Consider the following 24,066-nt stretch of genomic DNA (forward strand, 5'->3'; position numbering starts at 1 on the left):
GACTAACGCCGATATGCTTCGGGGAGCTGTAAGTAAGCTTTGATCCGAAGATTTCCGAATGGGGAAACCCACTATACGTAATGGTATGGTATCCTTACCTGAATACATAGGGTATGGAAGACAGACCCAGGGAACTGAAACATCTAAGTACCTGGAGGAAGAGAAAGCAAATGCGATTTCCTGAGTAGCGGCGAGCGAAACGGAATCTAGCCCAAACCAAGAGGCTTGCCTCTTGGGGTTGTAGGACATTCTATACGGAGTTACAAAGGAACGAGGTAGACGAAGCGACCTGGAAAGGTCCGTCACAGAGGGTAATAACCCCGTAGTCGAAACTTCGTTCTCTCTTGAATGTATCCTGAGTACGGCGGAACACGTGAAATTCCGTCGGAATCTGGGAGGACCATCTCCCAAGGCTAAATACTCCCTAGTGATCGATAGTGAACCAGTACCGTGAGGGAAAGGTGAAAAGCACCCCGGAAGGGGAGTGAAAGAGATCCTGAAACCGTGTGCCTACAAATAGTCAGAGCCCGTTAATGGGTGATGGCGTGCCTTTTGTAGAATGAACCGGCGAGTTACGATCCCGTGCGAGGTTAAGCTGAAGAGGCGGAGCCGCAGCGAAAGCGAGTCTGAATAGGGCGTTTAGTACGTGGTCGTAGACCCGAAACCAGGTGATCTACCCATGTCCAGGGTGAAGTTCAGGTAACACTGAATGGAGGCCCGAACCCACGCACGTTGAAAAGTGCGGGGATGAGGTGTGGGTAGCGGAGAAATTCCAATCGAACCTGGAGATAGCTGGTTCTCCCCGAAATAGCTTTAGGGCTAGCCTTAAGTGTAAGAGTCTTGGAGGTAGAGCACTGATTGAACTAGGGGTCCTCATCGGATTACCGAATTCAGTCAAACTCCGAATGCCAATGACTTATCCTTAGGAGTCAGACTGCGAGTGATAAGATCCGTAGTCAAGAGGGAAACAGCCCAGATCGCCAGCTAAGGTCCCAAAGTGTGTATTAAGTGGAAAAGGATGTGGAGTTGCTTAGACAACTAGGATGTTGGCTCAGAAGCAGCCACCATTTAAAGAGTGCGTAATAGCTCACTAGTCGAGTGACTCTGCGCCGAAAATGTACCGGGGCTAAATACACCACCGAAGCTGCGAATTGATACCAATGGTATCAGTGGTAGGGGAGCGTTCTAAGTGCAGTGAAGTCAGACCGGAAGGACTGGTGGAGCGCTTAGAAGTGAGAATGCCGGTATGAGTAGCGAAAGACGGGTGAGAATCCCGTCCACCGAATGCCTAAGGTTTCCTGAGGAAGGCTCGTCCGCTCAGGGTTAGTCAGGACCTAAGCCGAGGCCGACAGGCGTAGGCGATGGACAACAGGTTGATATTCCTGTACCACCTCTTTATCGTTTGAGCAATGGAGGGACGCAGAAGGATAGAAGAAGCGTGCGATTGGTTGTGCACGTCCAAGCAGTTAGGCTGATAAGTAGGCAAATCCGCTTATCGTGAAGGCTGAGCTGTGATGGGGAAGCTCCTTATGGAGCGAAGTCTTTGATTCCCCGCTGCCAAGAAAAGCTTCTAGCGAGATAAAAGGTGCCTGTACCGCAAACCGACACAGGTAGGCGAGGAGAGAATCCTAAGGTGTGCGAGAGAACTCTGGTTAAGGAACTCGGCAAAATGACCCCGTAACTTCGGGAGAAGGGGTGCTTTCTTAACGGAAAGCCGCAGTGAATAGGCCCAAGCGACTGTTTAGCAAAAACACAGGTCTCTGCGAAGCCGTAAGGCGAAGTATAGGGGCTGACACCTGCCCGGTGCTGGAAGGTTAAGGAGAGGGGTTAGCGTAAGCGAAGCTCTGAACTGAAGCCCCAGTAAACGGCGGCCGTAACTATAACGGTCCTAAGGTAGCGAAATTCCTTGTCGGGTAAGTTCCGACCCGCACGAAAGGTGTAACGATTTGGGCACTGTCTCAACCAGAGACTCGGTGAAATTATAGTACCTGTGAAGATGCAGGTTACCCGCGACAGGACGGAAAGACCCCGTGGAGCTTTACTGTAGCCTGATATTGAATTTTGGTACAGTTTGTACAGGATAGGCGGGAGCCATTGAAACCGGAGCGCTAGCTTCGGTGGAGGCGCTGGTGGGATACCGCCCTGACTGTATTGAAATTCTAACCTACGGGTCTTATCGACCCGGGAGACAGTGTCAGGTGGGCAGTTTGACTGGGGCGGTCGCCTCCTAAAGTGTAACGGAGGCGCCCAAAGGTTCCCTCAGAATGGTTGGAAATCATTCGTAGAGTGCAAAGGCATAAGGGAGCTTGACTGCGAGACCTACAAGTCGAGCAGGGACGAAAGTCGGGCTTAGTGATCCGGTGGTTCCGCATGGAAGGGCCATCGCTCAACGGATAAAAGCTACCCCGGGGATAACAGGCTTATCTCCCCCAAGAGTCCACATCGACGGGGAGGTTTGGCACCTCGATGTCGGCTCATCGCATCCTGGGGCTGTAGTCGGTCCCAAGGGTTGGGCTGTTCGCCCATTAAAGCGGTACGCGAGCTGGGTTCAGAACGTCGTGAGACAGTTCGGTCCCTATCCGTCGTGGGCGCAGGAAATTTGAGAGGAGCTGTCCTTAGTACGAGAGGACCGGGATGGACGCACCGCTGGTGTACCAGTTGTTCTGCCAAGGGCATAGCTGGGTAGCTATGTGCGGAAGGGATAAGTGCTGAAAGCATCTAAGCATGAAGCCCCCCTCAAGATGAGATTTCCCATAGCGTAAGCTAGTAAGATCCCTGAAAGATGATCAGGTTGATAGGTTCGAGGTGGAAGCATGGTGACATGTGGAGCTGACGAATACTAATAGATCGAGGACTTAACCATATAATATGAAGCAATGTTATCTAGTTTTGAAGGAATATGCCTTCAATAGTTTGGTGATGATGGCAGAGAGGTCACACCCGTTCCCATACCGAACACGGAAGTTAAGCTCTCTAGCGCCGATGGTAGTTGGGACCTTGTCCCTGTGAGAGTAGGACGTCGCCAAGCAACTAAAACACGAGTCAAATGACTCGTGTTTTTTCGTGTTTCTTTTTATAATTCATAGTAATTTAAAAAATCTTTACTTAAAGAATCGTTCTTTTGATTAAAGACTGGGAAATGTGGCTAGGATAGTGAATAAGCAAAAGAGTTGCAAATTTTTTTAATACGTATATAATTAAAGTCAAAGATAGTCAAAGTCAATAAAGGTGGCGGATAAATGAGAAATATATCTGATATCATTGAGAAATATCTAAAGCAAGTTATTGACTTAAGCAATAATAATGCGATTGAAATCAAGAGGAATGAGGTCGCTGATCGATTCGATTGTGTGCCGTCTCAAATCAACTATGTAATCAATACCCGTTTTACGTTAGAAAGAGGATTCGTAGTAGAAAGTAAACGAGGTGGAGGAGGTTACATTCGCATTATAAAAGTCAAACTGCATGATGATATAGACATTATTGATCAAATGCTTCATATGATTGATCATAGCGTTGCACAAGGAAATGCAGAAAGCATGATTATACGTTTAATAGAAGAGGGTATTATAACAAATCGTGAAGCTAAACTTATGTTAAGTGTACTAGATCGTTCTGTATTATTAATGGATGTTCCTTCTCGAGATGAACTTAGGGCTCGAATATTATGCGCAATGTTAAGAACACTGAAATATAAATAAATATAACTTTTGTTAAGAATGATAACTAAGATAATGCAGTTTAATATTGTAGGGATTTTGAAAGATGACATGTGCTTTTACTAAATGGATTAAGGAAAGAGAACAATCTAGTAATGTATGAAAAGTATCATGAGATAGATCGTTCCTGTTGTAAAGGTGGGGGATAGCGATGACTTGTCAAAACTGTAATATAAGACCAGCAACTTTACATTATACAAAAGTAATCAACGAAAAAAAGGCGGAAGTTCATCTTTGCGAGCAATGTGCAGAACAAAGTGGCTATACGTCTTTCTTTCAATCACCGCAGTCTAATTTTTCATTCCATGACCTATTAGCCGGATTATTGCATGGTGAACCAGCAATGTTTGAAGAAGGGCAAGATGCATTTTCAAATACAAATATATCAAGATGTCCAAATTGTAAGATGACATATGAACAATTTACAAAAGTGGGACGCTTTGGATGTGCTTCTTGTTACGATACATTTAAGGGGCATTTAAAACCATTGTTAAAACGTCTTCACGGTGGGCATACAGATCATTGTGGGAAAATTCCTGAACGTATAGAAGGAAATATCTACTTAAAGAAAGAATTAGATGAACTAAAACTCAATCTGAAACAATATGTACAGAAAGAGGAATTTGAGAAAGCGGCTGAAGTACGAGATAAAATTCGATGTCTTGTAAATCAGCTTAGTGAGCATAGAGAGGGGGAATAGTTCTATGTCACTGGACAGAATTATGAATGAAGCGATTAGTCCATGGATGAAGGGGGATGGCCCTGATTCTGATATTGTTTTAAGTAGTCGAATTCGTTTGGCTCGTAACTTTAAAAAATATCAATTCTCTACTATGCAAAACGAGGAAGAAGCTAAACAGATTCATGAGTTATTTAAGAAGAAGTTTATAAATAAACCTGTAGAACCTTTTGGGGAGTTTGAACTATTAAAAATGAATGAATTAAATCCTCTTCAAAGGAGAGTTTTAGTTGAGAAGCATTTAATTAGTCCAAATCTTGCAGGAACAGAATACGGAGCATGCCTACTATCAGAAAGTGAACATATAAGTATCATGCTTAATGAAGAGGATCATGTTAGGATTCAGTGCCTATTTTCAGGTTTACAGTTATCAGAGGCGCTTCAAAGTGCCAATCAAATAGATAACTGGATCGAGGAACAGGTTGAATATGCTTTTGATGAATCGCTTGGATATATTACGAGTTGCCCCACTAACGTCGGTACAGGATTAAGGGCTTCGGTAATGATTCATTTGCCGGGACTGGTTTTAACGAAAAGAATTAACCGTATTATACAAGTAATTCAAAAATTAGGGCTAGTAGTAAGAGGAATATACGGTGAAGGTAGCGAAGCGTTAGGTAATATATTTCAAGTGTCAAATCAAATGACACTAGGGAAGTCAGAAGAAGATATTATTGCAGATTTAAAGAGTGTCATTCAACAAATCATCCATCAAGAAAAAATGGCTAGAGAATTAATTGTACAAAATTCAAGTATTGAGCTTGAAGATAAAGTATATCGTTCTTACGGAATACTAGCTAACAGTCGTTTAATTCAATCTGCAGAAGCAGCCACTTGCTTATCAGATGTACGACTTGGTATTGACTTAGGATATATACAAGGTATATCGAGAAATATTTTAACTGAGTTAATGGTTCTTACTCAGCCGGGCATTTTGCAACAATATGCAGGAGGACCTCTAGGACCAGAAGAAAGAGATTATCGAAGAGCAACCTTAATCCGTGAGCGATTACGAATTGAACAAAATTAAGCGCAAGTAGGAGGCGATTTCTATGATGTTTGGAAGATTTACAGAACGAGCACAGAAAGTATTAGCTTTATCTCAAGAGGAAGCAATTCGCATTGGGCACAATAATATTGGAACAGAACATATTTTACTTGGGCTTGTACGCGAAGGTGAAGGAATTGCAGCAAAAGCGTTAATTGCTCTTGGATTAAGTCCAGAGAAAGTTCAAAAAGAGGTAGAAGCATTAATTGGACGTGGAACGGAAGCTTCTCAAACAGTACATTACACACCTCGTGCTAAAAAAGTTATTGAGTTGTCTATGGACGAAGCTCGTAAATTGGGCCATTCCTACGTTGGAACAGAACATATTTTACTTGGTTTAATCCGTGAAGGTGAAGGTGTAGCAGCACGTGTTTTAAATAATTTAGGTGTAAGCCTAAACAAAGCAAGGCAACAAGTGTTACAACTTCTTGGAAGTAATGAAGCTAGTTCAGGTCACCAAGGTGGTTCATCAACAAATGCGAATACACCTACACTTGACAGTCTAGCACGTGATTTAACAGTTGTTGCACGTGAAAATCGTTTAGATCCTGTTATTGGGCGTAGTAAAGAAATTCAACGTGTAATTGAAGTGTTAAGCCGTAGAACAAAAAACAATCCAGTATTAATTGGAGAACCTGGTGTAGGTAAGACAGCAATTGCGGAAGGATTAGCACAGCAAATTGTAAATAATGAAGTTCCTGAAACTTTAAGAGATAAGCGTGTTATGACATTAGATATGGGTACAGTTGTTGCTGGAACAAAATATCGTGGTGAATTTGAGGATCGTTTAAAGAAAGTGATGGATGAGATTCGCCAAGCTGGTAACATCATTCTATTTATTGATGAGCTTCATACGTTAATTGGTGCAGGAGGGGCAGAAGGTGCAATTGATGCATCGAATATTTTAAAACCATCTTTAGCACGTGGTGAATTACAATGTATTGGTGCAACAACTTTAGACGAATATCGTAAATATATTGAAAAGGATGCGGCATTAGAAAGACGTTTCCAACCAATTCATGTTGATGAACCAAACTTAGAAGAATCAGTTCAAATTTTAAAAGGTTTACGTGACCGTTATGAGGCGCATCACCGCGTATCTATTACAGATGATGCAATCGATGCGGCTGTAAAACTTTCAGATCGTTACATTACAGACCGTTTTTTACCTGATAAAGCAATCGATTTAATTGATGAGGCTGCATCAAAAGTGCGCTTACGTTCTTATACAACACCGCCAAACTTAAAAGAGCTTGAAGTGAAGCTTGAGGAAATTAGAAAAGAAAAAGATGCAGCTGTACAAAGCCAAGAATTTGAAAAAGCTGCTTCCTTACGTGATATGGAACAACGTTTACGTGAAAAGTTAGAAGATACAAAGCGTCAGTGGAAAGAGAAACAAGGACAAGAAAATTCAGAAGTAACAGTAGAAGATATTGCAAATGTCGTTTCCACATGGACACGTATTCCAGTTTCTAAACTTGCACAAACAGAGACAGATAAATTATTAAACTTGGAATCAATTTTACATGATCGTTTAATTGGGCAGGATGAAGCAGTTGTAGCTGTGGCAAAAGCTGTTCGTCGTGCGAGAGCGGGATTAAAAGATCCGAAACGTCCAATTGGCTCATTTATTTTCCTAGGACCGACTGGTGTAGGTAAAACAGAACTAGCGAGGGCTTTAGCAGAATCTATGTTCGGTGATGAGGATGCAATGATCCGCATCGATATGTCTGAGTATATGGAAAAACATTCTACTTCTCGCTTAGTTGGATCTCCTCCAGGATATGTTGGATATGAAGAAGGTGGACAATTAACAGAGAAAGTTCGTCGTAAGCCATATTCAGTTGTCTTATTAGATGAAGTAGAGAAAGCCCATCCGGATGTGTTTAATATTTTACTACAAGTATTAGAAGATGGCCGTTTAACAGATTCTAAAGGACGTACAGTTGATTTCCGTAATACAATTGTTATTATGACGTCTAATGTTGGTGCAGACGCATTAAAACGTAATAAACATCTTGGATTTAACGTACAAGATGAGAGCCGCGATTATTCAGATATGAAAGGTAAAGTAATGGATGAATTGAAAAAGGCATTTCGTCCAGAATTTTTAAACCGTATTGATGAAATTATCGTGTTCCATATGCTTGAGAAAAAACATATTCAAGAAATCGTAACTCTTATGGTGAATCAGTTGGTGAATCGCTTAAAAGAACAAGAGATTGAATTGCACTTAACAGAAGGAGCAATTTCAGCAATTGCTGATAAAGGATTTGATCGAGAGTACGGTGCTCGTCCGCTTCGTAGAGCAATTCAAAAACATGTAGAAGATAGACTATCAGAAGAACTGTTAAAAGGTGCTATTGAGAAAGGGCAAAAAGTTATCTTTGATATAGAAGGAGAATCATTTGTCATTCATAGTGCGGAAAAGGTAAAATAAGTATAGACAAACAAAGAGGGCTACGCGATAGCCCTCTTTCTTGTACGAGAAGGATAAACGTTTGTAGATGAAAGTGAAGTGAACTATAAAAGATATGGCTAAAAAGAAAACAAAATTCACATGTCAAGAGTGTGGTTATCAGTCGCCAAAATATATGGGGAAATGTCCTGGATGTGGTAAATGGAATACGCTTGTTGAAGAGATGGAACCAGTTGTATCATCAAGGCGCCTTAATTATGTCAATGCAATTCAATCAGAAGTAACAAAACCAAGACGCTTAACAGAGGTAGAAACAAATTCTGAGGCGCGTATTGAAACGAAATTTCAAGAGTTTAACCGTGTACTTGGTGGCGGGATTGTAGATGGATCTTTAGTACTTATTGGTGGAGACCCTGGGATTGGAAAATCAACATTGTTATTACAAATTTCATCGCAATTAGCAGATTCTTCATATGATGTACTATACATATCAGGCGAGGAGTCAGCAAAGCAGATTAAACTTCGTGCAGATCGTTTGCATGTAAAGGGTAGTAATCTATTTGTTGTAGCAGAAACTGATCTACAGCGAATTGCAGCGCACATTGAAGAGATGAATCCAGCTTTTGTTGTTATTGACTCTATTCAAACGATACATTTACCTGAAGTGACGTCAGCCCCAGGAAGTGTAGCGCAAGTACGTGAATGTACAGCGGAATTAATGAAGCTTGCAAAGACGAAAGGGATTCCTATTTTTATCGTCGGACATGTGACAAAAGAAGGGGCAATTGCAGGACCACGTATGCTAGAACATATGGTTGATGCAGTTCTTTACTTTGAAGGAGATCGTCACCATACATATCGTATTTTGCGAGCTGTGAAGAACCGTTTTGGTTCCACAAATGAAATGGGTATCTTTGAAATGAAGGAACTAGGTCTTGCAGAAGTACTAAATCCTTCTGAAATTTTCCTTGAGGAACGTCCAGTTGGAGTTGCAGGATCCACAGTGGTTGCTTCAATGGAAGGAACCAGACCGGTTTTAGTAGAAATACAAGCATTAATCTCCCCTACTAGTTTTGGAAATCCTCGAAGAATGGCGACGGGAATTGATCATAACCGCGTTTCACTTATTATGGCAGTGCTAGAAAAAAGAACAGGTTTATTGTTGCAAAATCAAGACGCATATTTAAAAGTCGCGGGTGGCTTGAAATTAGATGAACCAGCAATCGATTTAGCTGTTGCCTTAAGTATTGCTTCAAGTTTCAGAGATAAAGCTACTGCACCAACCGATGCGGTAATAGGAGAAGTAGGCCTAACTGGAGAAATAAGAAGAGTATCAAGAATTGAACAACGTGTACAAGAAGCAGCAAAATTAGGATTTCAACGTGCTATTATTCCTAGAAAAAATTTGGGAGGATGGACAATTCCAGATGGGATTGAGGTAGTAGGTGTTTCTAATTTAGGAGAGGCGCTTCGTTTGACATTAGGAGGCTAGGCTATGGAGGAAAACAAGCAACGTGTCAAAAGTATGATTAACATTCTACAGCTCGTTGCCCCAGGAACACCACTACGCGAAGGGATAGATAACGTACTTCGTGCGCAAACTGGAGGGCTAATTGTTCTTGGGTATAATGAGCAGATTAAAAGTATTGTTGATGGAGGATTTCACATTAATTGTGCATTCTCCCCGGCTAGTTTATATGAATTAGCAAAAATGGATGGGGCACTTATTTTAAATGAAACTGGGAGCAAAATTTTAATTGCAAATGCACAATTAGTTCCAGATCCATCCATTGATTCTATTGAAACAGGTATGCGTCACCGAACGGCAGAGCGTGTAGCAAAGCAGACGGCTAGCCTTGTTGTGGCTATTTCACAAAGACGTAACGTAATTACACTATATCAAGGGAACTTACGTTATACACTAAAAGATATAGGTGTAATTTTAACAAAGGCAAACCAAGCTATTCAAACGTTAGAAAAATATAAAGCTGTATGGAATGATGGGATTACGAATTTGGGCATTCTAGAATTTGAAGAGGTCGTTACAATGTCCGAGGTAGTTCACGTTTTACATAGTGTTGAAATGGTACTGCGTATTAAAAATGAAATAGTGAGCTACATTCATGAGTTAGGAACGGAAGGAAGGTTAATTCGTTTACAACTTACAGAATTACTAGCCGACTTAGAAGCAGAGGCAGCGTTATTAATTAAGGATTATTATCAAGAAAAAACGCAGGATCACCATCAAATTTTGAAAAAGTTACAAGATCTTGCAAATACACAGCTTTTAGAGGATAGCGATTTAGTTAAATTGCTTGGCTATCCAGGGCAAATGAGCTTAGAAGAAAGCGTGACACCGAGGGGATACCGAATCGCAAGCAAAATTTCTCGTGTTCCACCACTTATCATTGAAAATTTAATTAATCGATTTAAAACGCTACAAGGTGTTTGTCGTGCAACTATTAATGAATTGGATGATGTGGAAGGAATTGGGGAAGTTAGGGCGAAGAAAATACGAGAGGGCCTAAAAAGAATTCAAGAGCATCTCTATATGAGTAGACACAATTAAGAATATTACATTGATTCCATAATATAACGACACTAGAACATTTTTGGTATATGATATGGTATATTGGTAAATAAAACTATTTATATAAAAAAAACACGTCCGCTTTTGCATTCGGCGTTTTGATTAGCAAAACAATGGTTAATAATGAGTAGGAGGTGGTTGGATGTTAAAAAGGATCGTACAGCTCTTCTTTTTAGTGATCGGGGGAGCGTTAGGGATTTTTCTAATCCCAAAAGTTATTAATGTATTGGACGTCGGTGCTGTTCCTTGGCTTGAGGGATCGTACGTTCGTGCAATTATTGGTGCAATTATTTTATTTTTAACAACATTTTGGCTTGTGGATTATATTGTTCAACTTATTAAACATATCGAAGAAGCCCTTGTAAAGGCACCGGTAGCGGATGTTTTATTTGGTACATTAGGGTTGATCTCTGGTCTTATTGTTGCATATTTAATTTTGATACCAATTCGTGAATTCACGATTCCAGTCATTAGTACAGTATTACAAGTGTTCTTTACTCTTTTACTTGGTTATTTAGGATTCCAAGTAGGATTTAAAAAGAGAAATGAATTGCTAGGATTATTTACATTACCCCAGCGCGGAGGTAAGAAGAAAAACAATAGCGAGAACGAAGAGGTAGAGGTAGAAAAATCTACAACTCATTGGAAAATTCTCGATACAAGTGTAATTATTGATGGACGTATTGCGGATATTTGCCAAACGAAGTTTTTAGAAGGAACAATTGTGATTCCACAATTCGTATTAGAAGAGCTTCAGCATATTGCCGATTCTTCTGATGCTTTAAAGCGTAATCGTGGTCGCAGAGGATTAGACATTTTAAATCGTATTCAAAAAGAGCTACCAATTCCGGTGGAAATTTATGAAGGTGATTTTGAGGATATCCAAGAGGTGGATAGCAAGCTTGTAAAGTTAGCTAAAATCACTGGTGGAACTGTTGTAACAAATGATTTCAACTTAAACAAAGTTTCTGAACTACAAGGAGTAACAGTGTTAAACATTAATGATTTAGCAAATGCAATTAAACCAGTCGTACTCCCTGGTGAAGAATTAAGTGTTTATGTTGTGAAAGATGGTAAAGAACAAAATCAAGGTGTTGCATACTTAGATGATGGCACGATGATTGTAGTAGAAGACGGTAGAGAATATGTCGGTTCGCAACTTAATGTACTAGTTACAAGTGTGTTGCAAACATCGGCTGGTCGTATGATTTTCGCAAAACGTAAATTATTAGAAAAAGCATTATAAGTAGAGGGTTATTAATATGTATACATTAATTATTCCGGCAGCGGGTCAAGGGAAACGGATGGGTGCTGGCAAAAACAAGTTGTTCTTACTTATAAATGGAGTACCTATCATTGTGCATACATTACGTGCTTTTGAAAAAGATAAAGCATGTAAACGTATTATCATGGCAATTAACGAAGAGGAACGTCCTTATTTTGAGGAGTTAATACAGAAGTACCCGGTTGAAAAGCAGGTGCAATTTATTCAAGGCGGGGCTGAAAGACAAGATAGTGTGTATAATGCGCTTCAGTATGTGAGCGGAGTTGAGTATGTTCTCGTACACGATGGTGCGCGCCCGTTCGTAACGAATAAGATGATGCAAGATGTATTAACTGTAGCAGAGAAATATGGTGCTTCCATTTGTGCAGTGCCAGTGAAGGATACAATTAAGAAAGTAGAACAGGGTGTTGTTGTTGAAACGGTAGAACGTTCTCAGCTTAAAGCGGTTCAAACACCGCAAGGATTTTCTGTTCCTCTTTTATTAGAAGCTCATAGAAGTGCAAAGCAAAGTTGTTTTCTTGGTACAGATGATGCAAGTCTCGTAGAACGTGTCGGGAAGCAAGTAGGCGTGGTAGAGGGGAGTTACTATAATATTAAAGTGACGACTCCAGAGGATTTACTAATTGCTGAAAGTTTCCTTCATGTTCAGAAGAAATAGAAGTGATGGTATTATAGTAAAGAAAAGCTCGGCAGTTGCCGAGCTTTTCTTTATAGAGATAGCAATATAATATAGAATTCATAAAGTAGTTTAGATTGAGGAGGATGTAAAGAATGTTTCGAATTGGACAAGGTTTTGATGTACATGAATTTGCGGAAGGTAGACCGTTAATTATCGGCGGAATTACAATTCCTCATGAAAAAGGATTAATCGGTCACTCGGATGCAGATGTATTGTTACATACGATTGCTGACGCATGTCTAGGAGCAATTGCAGCAGGAGATATTGGAAAACATTTTCCTGATACAGATCCTGCCTTTAAAGATGCGGATTCAGCTGTATTGTTACAAAAGGTTTGGGAATTTGTGTGTGAACAAGGTTATGAGCTAGGGAACCTAGATTGTACAATTATTGCCCAAAAGCCAAAAATGGCACCGCATATTGAAAGCATGCGTAAACGCATTAGTGAACTACTAGAAACGTCTATTGATAATATTAATGTAAAGGCAACAACAACAGAAAAATTAGGATTTACAGGTAGAGAAGAAGGGATTGCTTCTCAAGCGGTTGTTTTATTACAGAAAAAATAGTGGTTTTTAATTCGTAAGATGGATAATCACGTTTTTTTGGTGTACAATTATAGAATGTGTTGACATTAAGATTGGAAGGTGTACCAACTATGGAAAAGCAAGTGAGAGTGCGCTATGCGCCAAGTCCAACAGGACACTTACATATCGGAAATGCGCGTACGGCATTATTTAATTATTTATTTGCTCGTCATCAAGATGGTAAGTTTATTATTCGTATTGAAGATACTGATGTGAAACGTAATGTTGCTGGTGGAGAAGAAAGCCAATTAAAATACTTGAAATGGCTCGGTATGGACTGGGATGAAGGTGTTGATGTTGGTGGTGAATTTGGACCATATCGTCAAACAGAGCGTTTAGATATTTATAAAAAATTATATGAAGATTTATTAGAGCGTGATTTAGCTTACAAATGTTATATGACAGAAGAAGAGCTAGAGGCAGAGCGTGAAGGACAAATCGCTCGTGGTGAAACACCGCGTTATGCAGGAAACCACCGTGATTTAACTGAGGAGCAAATTAAAGGATTTGAGGCTGAAGGCCGTATTCCAAGTATTCGCTTCCGTGTGCCGGCTGATAGCGACTTCACGTTTAAAGATATCGTAAAAGATGAAGTTGCATTCCATTCAAATGATTTTGGTGATTTCGTTATCGTGAAAAAAGATGGAATTCCAACTTATAACTTTGCGGTAGCGGTAGATGATCACTTAATGGAGATTACACACGTACTTCGTGGTGATGATCATATTTCAAACACGCCAAAACAAATGATGATTTATGAAGCTCTCGGTTGGGATATCCCGAAGTTCGGTCATATGACTTTAATTGTAAACGAAAGCCGTAAAAAGCTAAGTAAGCGTGACGAATCTATTATTCAATTTATTGAGCAATATAAAGAGCTTGGATATCTTCCAGAAGCAATCTTTAACTTTATTGCATTACTAGGTTGGTCACCAGTAGGTGAAGAAGAAATCTTCTCTCAAGATGAGTTTATCAAAATGTTTGATGCAGCTCGTTTATCAAAATCACCTGCATTATTTGATTCTCAAAAACTAAAATGGATGAACAACCAATATATGAAAAAACAAGATTTAGATACGGTTGTTGAACTAAGCTTACCGCATTTAGTGAAAGCGGGTCGCGTAGGTGAAAACTTAAGTGAACAAGAACAAGCATGGGTTCGTGATGTAATTGCTTTATATCATGACCAAATGAGCTTTGGAGCTGAAATTGTAGAGCTTTCTGAAATGTTCTTTAAAGATCATGTTGATCATGAAGAAGAGGGACAAGAAGTATTGAAGGGTGAACAAGTACCTGAAGTGCTTCGTACATTTGCCGATCAATTAGAAGCTTTAGAAGCAATGGAGCCAGCGGCGGTTAAGGCGGCTATTAAAGCAGTTCAAAAGGAAACAGGACATAAAGGTAAAAACCTATTTATGCCAATCCGTGTTGCTACTACTGGACAAACACATGGTCCAGAGCTTCCTAACGCTATTGCTCTTCTTGGAAAAGAAAAAGTTTTAAATCGTATTCAAAAAGTAATTGGTTAACATTTTCTAGGTTTAGCAATATAATAAGTATACCTAAAATCTAATAAGGAAAAGCGACGAGAAGGAGAAGTAGAAAATCAGGCTTTTTACAGAGAGAACCACCCTTAGGCTGGAAGTGGTTTATAAGCGGATTTTTGAAATGCCCCTTCGAGTCTTCTGTTGAACAGCGAAGTATTTCGCGGAACGTCTTAGGGCGCAAAGTAAACAGAAGCGGTGTAAACCGTTATCATGGATGAGTTTGAGGCTTCTTTAGCCTAAACAGAGTGGAACCGCGCTTAAAAGGCGTCTCTGTCTATATGACAGAGGCGTCTTTTTTTTATACCATGTAAATGGGTGTGAGTATAAGTTTTATCCCCTTGTATAAAGATTCAGGGGGAGTTAGGGGAGTTAGTTCACTCGAAAAAAGCAGCCCATAAAGGGGAGGGAACATCGATGTTTAAGAGGCTTCGGGAAGATATTGAAGTCGTTTTTGAACAGGATCCAGCGGCACGAAGTTATTTCGAAGTCATTTTAACTTACTCTGGATTACATGCAGTTTGGGGCCATCGAATTGCACATGCTTTTTATAAAAGGAATTTTTTCTTTATGGCACGTTGGATTTCGCAAGTTAGTCGTTTTTTTACTGGCATTGAGATTCATCCAGGAGCAACTATTGGTCGTCGTTTTTTCATTGATCATGGAATGGGGGTTGTAATTGGCGAAACGTGTGAAATTGGCGAAAACGTAACAATTTATCAAGGTGTCACATTAGGTGGTACAGGTAAAGAAAAAGGAAAGAGGCACCCTACAATTCAGGATAATGTATTAATTGCAACAGGTGCTAAAGTACTAGGTTCTATTACTGTTGGAGAGAATTCTAAAATTGGAGCAGGATCTGTCGTGTTGAAGGAAGTTCCTGCACATTCTACAGTTGTAGGTATACCTGGCCGAGTCGTTATTCAAAATGGAGTAAAGATTGGTCAAGAATTAAATCATTCTGATCTCCCGGATCCGATTTTTGATAAATTAAAGGTTATGGAAGCAGAACTTGATAAATTGAGAAAGCAACTCGAAGTAAAGGTAGAAAGGAAGGATAAAAATGACTATTCACATTTATAATACGTTAACGCGTCAAAAAGAAGAGTTTATGCCATTAGAAGAAAATAAGGTAAAGATGTATGTGTGCGGACCTACAGTGTATAACTACATTCACATTGGGAATGCAAGACCACCTATGGTATTTGATACAGTACGCCGTTACTTAGAATATAAAGGATATGATGTGCAGTATGTATCTAACTTTACTGACGTGGATGATAAATTAATTAAGGCGGCAAATGAATTAGGTGAAGATGTGCCAACAATTGCAGATCGTTTTGTTGAAGCTTACTTTGAAGATGTAACGGCACTAGGTTGCAAGCATGCAACGGTTCATCCACGTGTAACAGAAAATATGGATATCATTATTGAATTTATTCAAGAACTTGTGAATAAAGGGTATGCATATGAATCAGAAGGTGATGTGTACTTTAAAACGAAAGAATTCGAAGGTTACGGTAAATTATCACATCAACCGATTGCAGACTTACGTCACGGTGCACGTATTGAAGTAGGAGAAAAGAAACAAGACCCTCTTGACTTTGTTTTATGGAAAGCTGCGAAAGAAGGAGAAATCTTCTGGGAAAGCCCTTGGGGGAAAGGACGCCCAGGGTGGCATATTGAATGCTCAGCAATGGCGCGTAAATATTTAGGGGATACAATTGATATTCATGCTGGTGGTCAAGATTTAGCATTTCCTCATCATGAAAATGAAATTGCGCAGTCTGAGGCGTTGACAGGAAAAACATTTGCACGTTATTGGATGCATAATGGATATATTAATATTAATAACGAGAAGATGTCTAAGTCGCTTGGAAACTTCATTTTAGTTCACGATATCATCAAACAATATGATCCACAGTTAATCAGGTTCTTTATGCTATCGGTACATTACCGTCACCCAATTAACTTTAGTGAAGATTTATTGCAAAGTACGAATAATGGACTAGAAAGAATTAAAACAGCTTACGGTAACTTAAAGCATCGTATGGAAAGTAGTACGGATTTAACGGACCATAATGAAGAATGGTTAGCTGAAATGGAAAAATTCCAGGTTGCATTCGAAGAAGCGATGGATGATGATTTCAATACGGCTAATGCGATTACTGAATTATATAACGTAGCAAATCACGCAAATCAATATTTGTTAGAAGAACATACTTCTAAAATTGTAATTGAAGCGTATGTAAAACAACTTGAAACATTATTTAGTATTTTAGGATTAGAATTAGCGCAAGAAGAGTTGCTTGATGAAGAAATTGAAGCGCTAATCCAAAAGCGTATTGAAGCTCGTCAAAATCGTGACTTCGCATTATCTGATCAAATTCGCGATGATTTAAAAGGACGTAATATTATTTTAGAAGATACCGCTCAAGGTACAAGATGGAAAAGAGGATAAGAATGATTGATGCAAAGCAATTGAACAGCTTAGCGTTAGCATATATGGGTGATGCGGTATATGAACAATATATCCGCTATCACCTCCTTCAAAAGGGGAAAGTTCGCCCTAATCAATTACATCGATTAGGGACGAGCTTTGTTTCGGCAAAAGCACAGGCGAAAGTTGTTTATCATTTATTAGAGACGGCATTTTTGACAGAAGAGGAAGAGGCGGTATTAAGAAGAGGGCGTAATGCGAATTCGGGTACTGTTCCAAAAAATACAGATGTACAAACATATCGACACAGTACAGCCTTTGAAGCGCTAATCGGTTATCATCACTTGTTGAATAATCGTGAAAGATTGGACGAGATTGTATATAAGGCGATTGACGTTTTGGACGAAAAGGAAGGGAGCACATCATCATGAGTAGTGAATATATTATCGGACGTAACCCTGTAATTGAAGCTTTAAGAGCGGGGCGAGATATTAATAAAATTTTGGTAGCAGAAGGTGCTGCCAAAGGACAAGTGCAGATTGTACTAGCATTAGCAAAAGAGAATAAGGTTATTTTGCAACACGCACCAAAGAAGAAATTAGATCAATTGGTTGAGGGAAATCATCAAGGTGTAATTGCTCAAGTAGCTGCATATCAATATGCTGAGTTAGAGGATTTGTTTAAATTAGCAGAAAAACGCAATGAAGATCCGTTCTTCTTAATTTTAGATGAAATTGAAGACCCACATAACTTAGGTTCTATTATGCGTACTGCGGATGCAACAGGGGCTCATGGGGTTATTATTCCAAAAAGAAGAGCGGTGGGACTTACAGCGTCAGTTGCGAAAGCGTCGACTGGGGCAATTGAATATATTCCTGTTGCACGTGTAACAAATTTATCGCGTACAATTGATGAATTAAAAGAACGCGGACTTTGGATTGCTGGTACAGATGCCAAAGGGAAAACAGATTACCGTAATTTAGATGGTAATATGCCAATCGGACTAGTAATTGGTAGTGAAGGAAAAGGTATGAGTCGTATTATTGGTGAAAAGTGTGATTTCCTAATTACTTTACCGATGGTCGGTAAAGTTACATCCTTAAATGCTTCAGTAGCCGCAAGTTTGTTAATGTATGAGGTATATCGTAAACGTCACGAAATTGGTAAATAAAAAATGAACGATATTTTAATCGTTGACGGTTACAACATTATCGGGGCTTGGGGAGACTTGAAGAAACTGCGGGATGTAGATTTACAGTCATCAAGAGACGCACTTATTGATAAGATGGCGGATTATCAAGGCTATACAGGCACAAAGGTAATGATTGTCTTTGATGCCTATACAGTCTATGGTATTGAAAAAAAGATGAAACAATCGCGGGTGGAAGTAATATTCACGAGAAAGAATCAAACTGCAGATGAAAAGATAGAACAACTTGCGATTGAGCTTAGAAATATAAATACACAAATATACGTTGCAACTTCGGATTATACGGAGCAATGGATTATATTTGCGCAAGGTGCACTTCGAAAATCTGCGCGTGAATTAGAGTTAGAAGTGCAAGCGATGGAACAACAAGTAAGAAGGTGTACAAAAGACACGAAAGAAAAGCAACCCGCCATGCGAAAGATATTTAGTGAAGATATTACAGAAAAATTAGAAAAATTAAGAAGAGGAGAGCGTTGAGGCATTGACGCTCTTTATCTTTTTACTGTATAATATTGCTAAATATATAGCGGTCGGAGGGATCAAGGTGGAAGCAGGCTTCGTAAGTGTAGGCGACGTTACATTTCGTGATTTAGAGGATGAGGCAATCGTTGAGTTAGTTCGAAAAGGTAATACTGACGCTCTAGAATATTTAATTCACAAATATAAGAACTTTGTTCGCGCGAAATCAAGATCTTATTTCTTAGTGGGTGCCGATCGAGAAGACATTGTTCAAGAAGGCATGATTGGGTTGTTTAAAGCCATTCGTGATTATAAAGGGGACAAGCTGTCTTCGTTCAAAGCATTTGCTGAACTGTGTATCACTCGACAAATTATTACCGCTATTAAAACAGCAACAAGGCAAAAACATATTCCGTTAAATTCGTATGTGTCTTTAGACAAGCCAATTTACGATGAGGAATCTGATCGAACATTATTAGATGTTATTTCGGAATCGAAAGTAACTGATCCAGAAGAGATGATTATCAGTCAGGAAGAATATACAGACATAGAATCAAAAATATCTGAATTATTAAGCGATTTAGAAAGAAAAGTGCTCTCTTTATACTTAGATGGTCGTTCCTATCAAGAAATTTCAGAACAGTTAAACAGGCACGTGAAATCTATTGATAACGCATTGCAGCGTGTAAAAAGGAAATTAGAAAGATATATGGAGATGAGAGAGAGTACAACTTTAAATTCATAGCAAGTGCCGCAGGTGTAAAATAATTCACCTGTTTTCTTTTTGTTAAGAGAGTGAAAGTCATGACATTGACATTGTCTTTTGTTGTATGATACATTTTTAGGGACAATGTTACAAGGTTGGTGTAACTAATGAGGAAAAAAGTTGTACTCTCATGTGAAGAGTGTAAAAATCGAAACTACTCTACGATGAAAGATACGAGCTCAGTAGAGCGACTTGAGATAAAGAAGTTTTGTAAAACATGCAATAAGCATACAGTTCACAAAGAAACAAAATAAATAATACACTGGAGGTCCCGTAGATGCGTTTAACGAACTTTTTCGGCGATGTAGGTCGCGAAATGAAAAAAGTAAGTTGGCCTAAAAAAGATGAATTACTCCGCTCAACAACGACTGTTATCGCGACAGTTGTGTTCTTTGCGATTTTCTTCGCAGTGGTTGATATGGGCATTTCTTCTTTAATTCGGTTAATTCTTGGTTAATTCTTGAATAAGAAGCACTTATCCATGATATAATGTTATTTATAAGAACTGTGTAAAAGCCCGGTGAACGGGTTTTTTCATTTGCGCAAAAAAATGTACGTCAGGGAGGGAAGGACGCTCGTCCTAAATGAATGGAAAAAAGTTGGTATGTTGTCCATACTTATTCTGGATATGAAAATAAAGTAAAAGCAAACCTAGAGAAACGTGTAGAATCAATGGGTATGCAAGATAAAATTTTCCGTGTTGTTGTCCCGGAAGAAGTAGAAGTAGAAATGAAAAATGGTAAAGAAAAAATAACGAAAAGAAAAGTGTTCCCAGGTTACGTATTAGTAGAACTAATCATGACTGACGATTCTTGGTATGTTGTTCGTAATACGCCAGGTGTAACAGGTTTTGTTGGTTCTTCTGGTTCAGGATCTAAACCATCGCCTCTATTAGAAGAGGAAGTTGTTACCATCATGAAGCATATGGGAATGGACAATGAAGTGGTTGATTTCGAATTTGAACTTCATGAAACAGTGCGTGTAAATGAGGGGCCATTCGCGGATTATACAGGTGCGATTGAAGAAATTGATGTGGAAAAGAAAAAAGTTAGCGTGCTTGTAGACATGTTCGGTCGCGAGACTCCGGTTGAACTTGATTTCCATCAAATTGAAAAATTATAAAATGAAACTTGAAATGAATTGTAAAAAGTGATAATATCTTTTAAGTCAGTACGTCTTCGGTAACGGAGACGTTTTTTGAAAAAGATTTTATCATTATGATAAAATATGAAGTGGGAGGGCAAATCACTGCCCAATTGACCACATCACGGACTTAAGGAGGTGTGTCTCGTGGCTAAAAAGGTAATTAAAATAGTAAAACTTCAAATTCCTGCAGGTAAAGCTAATCCAGCTCCGCCGGTTGGTCCAGCATTAGGACAAGCAGGTGTTAACATCATGGGCTTCTGTAAAGAGTTTAACGCTCGTACAGCTGATCAAGCTGGTCTTATCATCCCTGTTGAAATTACGGTATTTGAGGACCGTTCATTCACTTTCATTACTAAAACTCCTCCTGCTGCTGTTCTTCTTAAGAAAGTAGCTGGTATTGAGTCTGGTTCTGGTGAACCAAACCGTAATAAAGTGGCAACTGTTAAGCGTGATAAAGTACGCGAAATCGCTGAAACTAAAATGCCTGACCTAAACGCTGCTAGTGTAGAAGCTGCAATGCGTATGGTTGAAGGTACTGCGCGCAGTATGGGCATCGTTATCGAAGACTAATTCGATTTGTTTTTTGTAAAAAAGGTTGCGGGTCTGGAATTCCAATTCGCAACCTTTATTATCGTAAATGATTATCATTTTTAAATAAATGGATGGGCGCACATCCTCGGGGGTTCCCGGAATGAAGGCGTAAACGTGGGAGGTTATTCCGCTAAAACCACATTCAAGGAGGAAACAAACATGGCTAAAAGAGGTAAAAAGTACGTTGAAGCTGCGAAGCTTGTTGATCGTGCATCTGCTTACTCTGCAACAGAAGCAGTAGAATTAGTAAAGAAAACAAACACAGCTAAATTTGATGCAACTGTAGAAGCTGCATTCCGTTTAGGTGTTGACCCTAAGAAAGCTGACCAACAAATTCGTGGTGCAGTTGTTCTTCCACACGGTACTGGTAAAGTACAACGTGTATTAGTATTCGCTAAAGGCGAAAAAGCAAAAGAAGCAGAAGCTGCTGGCGCTGAATTCGTAGGCGATGCTGATTACATCGGTAAAATCCAAAAAGGTTGGTTCGATTTCGATGTAGTAGTAGCAACTCCTGACATGATGGGTGAAGTTGGTAAACTTGGTCGTGTATTAGGACCTAAAGGTTTAATGCCAAACCCTAAAACTGGAACAGTTACTTTCGATGTAACTAAAGCTGTTAACGAAATCAAAGCTGGTAAAGTTGAATACCGCGTTGATAAAGCTGGTAACATCCACGTTCCAATCGGTAAAGTATCTTTCGAAGATGCTAAATTAGTAGAAAACTTCAAAACAATTGCTGACACGCTACAAAAAGCTAAGCCAGCTGCTGCAAAAGGTACTTACATGAAGAACGCAACTGTTGCTTCTACAATGGGACCTGGCGTACGCGTAGACGTTTCTACACTTGCGTAAAAATTGGAAGTTGACTTCTTAAAGAAGTTTTAATATAATCATTTATGTTGTGAATTTTAATAGTGTACCGTAGACAGTAGGAGTCGATTCGACTTAATTCCCTACCTAGGTGTTAATATACGAAGCGGAATCTTTTTTCTGTGACTATATGCCTCCATGTCTACAAGTTGGGCATGGAGGTTTTTAGTGCACTTTCGGTACATCTTCTATATAATCTACAGGAGGTGTAATAACATGAGCAAAGTAATCGAAACTAAACAACAAGTTGTAACTGAAATCGCTGAAAAACTTCGCGCGAGTAAATCTACAATTGTTGTTGACTACCGTGGTTTAACAGTTTCTGAAGCAACAGAATTACGTAAAAACTTACGTGAAGCTGGCGTTGAGTTCAAAGTTTACAAAAACTCTTTAACTCGTCGTGCTGCAGAGTCTGCTGAAATGGCTGAGTTAAACGAATTCTTAACAGGACCAAACGCAATCGCGTTCAGTAACGAGGATGTAGTTGCTCCTGCGAAAGTATTAAACGACTTCGCTAAAAAACATGAAGCTTTAGAAATTAAAGCAGGCGTAATCGAAGGTAAACTTGTAACACTTGATGAGGTTAAAGCTATCGCTACTCTTCCATCACGTGAAGGCTTACTTTCTATGCTTCTTAGCGTTCTTCAAGCTCCAATCCGTAACCTTGCACTTGCTACTAAAGCAGTTGCAGATCAAAAGGAAGAGCAAGGCGCTTAATTTTTTAAAAGATAATTACTTGTTATCTATAAAACAATACAAACCTATTTAAGGGAGGATATTTACAATGACTAAAGAACAAATCATTGAAGCAGTTAAATCTATGACTGTATTAGAACTTAACGACTTAGTAAAAGCTATCGAGGAAGAATTCGGCGTAACTGCTGCTGCTCCTGTAGCTGTAGCTGGTGGCGCTGGTGAAGCTGCTGCTGAGCAAACTGAATTTGACGTAGTACTTGCAAGTGCTGGCGCTCAAAAAATCAAAGTTATCAAAGCTGTACGTGAAATCACTGGTCTTGGCTTAAAAGAAGCTAAAGAATTAGTTGACAACACTCCAAAAGCAATCAAAGAAGGCGTTACTAAAGAGGAAGCTGAAGAAATGAAAGCTAAACTTGAAGAAGTTGGCGCTGCTGTAGAAGTTAAGTAATTAACTTTTGGTGCTTTTAAAAAAAGCTCGCTCTCATGCGAGCTTTTTTTTTAACTGTAAAGAAAAGAGGTGGCCATATGGCAGACCATTATTTTTCTAACGACCCTTCTAGTAAAAGTGATCGTAAACGATGGGAATTTACACTTCGTGAATCTCGATTTACTTTTTTATCTGACCATGGGGTGTTCTCGAAAAACGAAGTGGACTTTGGTTCTCGTCTTTTAATTGAAGCGTTTCAAATGCCAGATGTTAAAGGTAATGTGTTAGACGTAGGATGTGGGTACGGTCCAATCGGTTTGTCGTTAGCGAAAGAGTTTCAAGATCGTGAAATTCACATGGTGGATGTGAATGAAAGGGCCTTGGGACTTGCAAAAGAAAATGCCGCTAATAACAGAATCGAAAATATACGTATTTTGCAAAGTAGTGTCTATGAAAATGTAGATGGCAAGTATGCTGCTATTCTATCTAATCCTCCAATTCGTGCTGGTAAAGATATCGTGCATGAGATTTTAGAAAAGGCTGTGGAGTATTTAGTTTCAGGTGGAGAATTGTGGATTGTTATTCAAAAGAAACAAGGTGCGCCATCTGCGCTTAAAAAACTAGAAGAAGCATTTTCTGAAGTTGAAGTTGTAGAAAAGAAAAAAGGATATTATATCATAAAATCAAAAAAGCGTTGACGGTTATTTTTGGCTATGTTAACATTATACAATGCCAATATATGATTTTCTGCGTTGAGAAAGATGTATATTTTTGTTTCTCTTGGAAAAGATAGTAAAATCAGCAGATTATGAAACAGAATGATGGTTTTCTTATAGAAGCCATTTTTCTTT

24 protein-coding genes, 2 rRNA genes and 2 other annotated features (1 of these 28 only partly in view) are annotated in these 24,066 nt (G+C 39.3%); all 26 genes read left to right on the plus strand.

The genetic code is table 11. The features are described from left to right. A 23S ribosomal RNA gene (locus NSQ47_RS21130) occupies positions 1-2,863 on the plus strand; it begins 59 nt to the left of the window's first position. 49 nt (positions 2,864-2,912) lie between these two features. Beyond that, positions 2,913-3,028, plus strand: a 5S ribosomal RNA gene (gene rrf / locus NSQ47_RS21135). A 211-nt stretch (positions 3,029-3,239) separates the two neighbouring features. Beyond that, positions 3,240-3,701: a transcriptional regulator CtsR gene (gene ctsR, locus NSQ47_RS21140; RefSeq protein ID WP_002029353.1), complete on the plus strand. Its 462-nt coding sequence runs from the start codon at positions 3,240-3,242 to the stop codon at positions 3,699-3,701. A gap of 169 nt (positions 3,702-3,870) precedes the next feature. Beyond that, positions 3,871-4,419 (plus strand): UvrB/UvrC motif-containing protein, encoded by a 549-nt coding sequence (locus tag NSQ47_RS21145; RefSeq protein ID WP_002159618.1) that lies wholly within the window; start codon positions 3,871-3,873, stop codon positions 4,417-4,419. Positions 4,420-4,423: 4 nt separating this feature from the next. After that, complete coding sequence (locus tag NSQ47_RS21150; protein WP_002091490.1) at positions 4,424-5,488, plus strand: protein arginine kinase; 1,065 nt, start codon at positions 4,424-4,426, stop codon at positions 5,486-5,488. 22 nt (positions 5,489-5,510) lie between these two features. Next, positions 5,511-7,946: an ATP-dependent protease ATP-binding subunit ClpC gene (clpC, locus tag NSQ47_RS21155; protein WP_002063405.1), complete on the plus strand. Its 2,436-nt coding sequence runs from the start codon at positions 5,511-5,513 to the stop codon at positions 7,944-7,946. A 94-nt stretch (positions 7,947-8,040) separates the two neighbouring features. Then, positions 8,041-9,417 (plus strand): DNA repair protein RadA, encoded by a 1,377-nt coding sequence (gene radA, locus NSQ47_RS21160; protein WP_002159617.1) that lies wholly within the window; start codon positions 8,041-8,043, stop codon positions 9,415-9,417. Between the two features lie 3 nt (positions 9,418-9,420). Beyond that, entirely contained in the window at positions 9,421-10,494 is a 1,074-nt protein-coding gene (gene disA / locus NSQ47_RS21165; RefSeq protein ID WP_000392162.1) for a DNA integrity scanning diadenylate cyclase DisA, read from the plus strand. 163 nt (positions 10,495-10,657) lie between these two features. Then, positions 10,658-11,761 carry a PIN/TRAM domain-containing protein gene (locus NSQ47_RS21170; protein WP_002159616.1) on the plus strand — a complete coding sequence of 368 codons (1,104 nt, stop codon included), beginning with the start codon at positions 10,658-10,660 and terminating at the stop codon, positions 11,759-11,761. Positions 11,762-11,777: 16 nt separating this feature from the next. After that, positions 11,778-12,458 (plus strand): 2-C-methyl-D-erythritol 4-phosphate cytidylyltransferase, encoded by a 681-nt coding sequence (gene ispD, locus NSQ47_RS21175; protein WP_016103295.1) that lies wholly within the window; start codon positions 11,778-11,780, stop codon positions 12,456-12,458. A 113-nt stretch (positions 12,459-12,571) separates the two neighbouring features. After that, positions 12,572-13,048, plus strand: a complete 477-nt coding sequence (gene ispF / locus NSQ47_RS21180) for a 2-C-methyl-D-erythritol 2,4-cyclodiphosphate synthase (RefSeq protein ID WP_002159614.1) — start codon at positions 12,572-12,574, stop codon at positions 13,046-13,048. Positions 13,049-13,137: 89 nt separating this feature from the next. Continuing rightward, entirely contained in the window at positions 13,138-14,595 is a 1,458-nt protein-coding gene (gene gltX / locus NSQ47_RS21185) for a glutamate--tRNA ligase (RefSeq protein ID WP_340821433.1), read from the plus strand. Positions 14,596-14,642: 47 nt separating this feature from the next. Then, positions 14,643-14,888: a binding site (T-box leader), on the plus strand. Between the two features lie 139 nt (positions 14,889-15,027). After that, positions 15,028-15,693: a serine O-acetyltransferase gene (gene cysE, locus NSQ47_RS21190; protein WP_016103297.1), complete on the plus strand. Its 666-nt coding sequence runs from the start codon at positions 15,028-15,030 to the stop codon at positions 15,691-15,693. Further along, complete coding sequence (gene cysS, locus NSQ47_RS21195) at positions 15,674-17,071, plus strand: cysteine--tRNA ligase (RefSeq protein ID WP_341037951.1); 1,398 nt, start codon at positions 15,674-15,676, stop codon at positions 17,069-17,071. Before cysE ends, cysS begins: the two co-directional genes overlap by 20 nt. 2 nt (positions 17,072-17,073) lie before the next feature. After that, positions 17,074-17,481 (plus strand): Mini-ribonuclease 3, encoded by a 408-nt coding sequence (locus NSQ47_RS21200; RefSeq protein WP_002159611.1) that lies wholly within the window; start codon positions 17,074-17,076, stop codon positions 17,479-17,481. After that, positions 17,478-18,221 (plus strand): 23S rRNA (guanosine(2251)-2'-O)-methyltransferase RlmB, encoded by a 744-nt coding sequence (rlmB, locus tag NSQ47_RS21205; RefSeq protein ID WP_002091503.1) that lies wholly within the window; start codon positions 17,478-17,480, stop codon positions 18,219-18,221. Before NSQ47_RS21200 ends, rlmB begins: the two co-directional genes overlap by 4 nt. A 3-nt stretch (positions 18,222-18,224) precedes the next feature. Then, on the plus strand, positions 18,225-18,737 hold the full coding sequence (locus tag NSQ47_RS21210) for an NYN domain-containing protein (RefSeq protein ID WP_002009801.1): 513 nt from the start codon (positions 18,225-18,227) through the stop codon (positions 18,735-18,737). Positions 18,738-18,804: 67 nt separating this feature from the next. Continuing rightward, the gene (locus NSQ47_RS21215; RefSeq protein WP_002009799.1) at positions 18,805-19,464 is read left to right on the plus strand and encodes an RNA polymerase sporulation sigma factor SigH; all 660 of its coding nucleotides are present in this window, start codon (positions 18,805-18,807) and stop codon (positions 19,462-19,464) included. Positions 19,465-19,592: 128 nt separating this feature from the next. Then, a complete protein-coding gene (rpmG, locus tag NSQ47_RS21220; RefSeq protein WP_012260172.1) occupies positions 19,593-19,739 on the plus strand; it encodes a 50S ribosomal protein L33 in 147 nt (48 codons plus the stop codon). 23 nt (positions 19,740-19,762) lie between these two features. After that, complete coding sequence (gene secE, locus NSQ47_RS21225) at positions 19,763-19,942, plus strand: preprotein translocase subunit SecE (protein ID WP_002009797.1); 180 nt, start codon at positions 19,763-19,765, stop codon at positions 19,940-19,942. 131 nt (positions 19,943-20,073) lie between these two features. Next, the gene (gene nusG / locus NSQ47_RS21230) at positions 20,074-20,607 is read left to right on the plus strand and encodes a transcription termination/antitermination protein NusG (protein WP_002009795.1); all 534 of its coding nucleotides are present in this window, start codon (positions 20,074-20,076) and stop codon (positions 20,605-20,607) included. A 168-nt stretch (positions 20,608-20,775) separates the two neighbouring features. Then, positions 20,776-21,201: a 50S ribosomal protein L11 gene (gene rplK / locus NSQ47_RS21235; protein ID WP_002159610.1), complete on the plus strand. Its 426-nt coding sequence runs from the start codon at positions 20,776-20,778 to the stop codon at positions 21,199-21,201. Between the two features lie 180 nt (positions 21,202-21,381). After that, complete coding sequence (gene rplA / locus NSQ47_RS21240) at positions 21,382-22,074, plus strand: 50S ribosomal protein L1 (protein WP_002009792.1); 693 nt, start codon at positions 21,382-21,384, stop codon at positions 22,072-22,074. Between the two features lie 49 nt (positions 22,075-22,123). Beyond that, positions 22,124-22,269 (plus strand) — a sequence feature (ribosomal protein L10 leader region). Between the two features lie 39 nt (positions 22,270-22,308). Further along, positions 22,309-22,809: a 50S ribosomal protein L10 gene (rplJ, locus tag NSQ47_RS21245; RefSeq protein WP_204209847.1), complete on the plus strand. Its 501-nt coding sequence runs from the start codon at positions 22,309-22,311 to the stop codon at positions 22,807-22,809. Between the two features lie 67 nt (positions 22,810-22,876). After that, complete coding sequence (rplL, locus tag NSQ47_RS21250) at positions 22,877-23,236, plus strand: 50S ribosomal protein L7/L12 (protein WP_002009788.1); 360 nt, start codon at positions 22,877-22,879, stop codon at positions 23,234-23,236. A gap of 77 nt (positions 23,237-23,313) precedes the next feature. Further along, the gene (locus NSQ47_RS21255) at positions 23,314-23,913 is read left to right on the plus strand and encodes a class I SAM-dependent methyltransferase (RefSeq protein ID WP_016103300.1); all 600 of its coding nucleotides are present in this window, start codon (positions 23,314-23,316) and stop codon (positions 23,911-23,913) included. The last annotated feature ends 153 nt before the right edge of the window (positions 23,914-24,066 follow it).

Source organism: Bacillus sp. FSL R10-2780, from assembly GCF_038006125.1.
GTDB classification, from domain to species: domain Bacteria; phylum Bacillota; class Bacilli; order Bacillales; family Bacillaceae_G; genus Bacillus_A; species Bacillus_A cereus_U.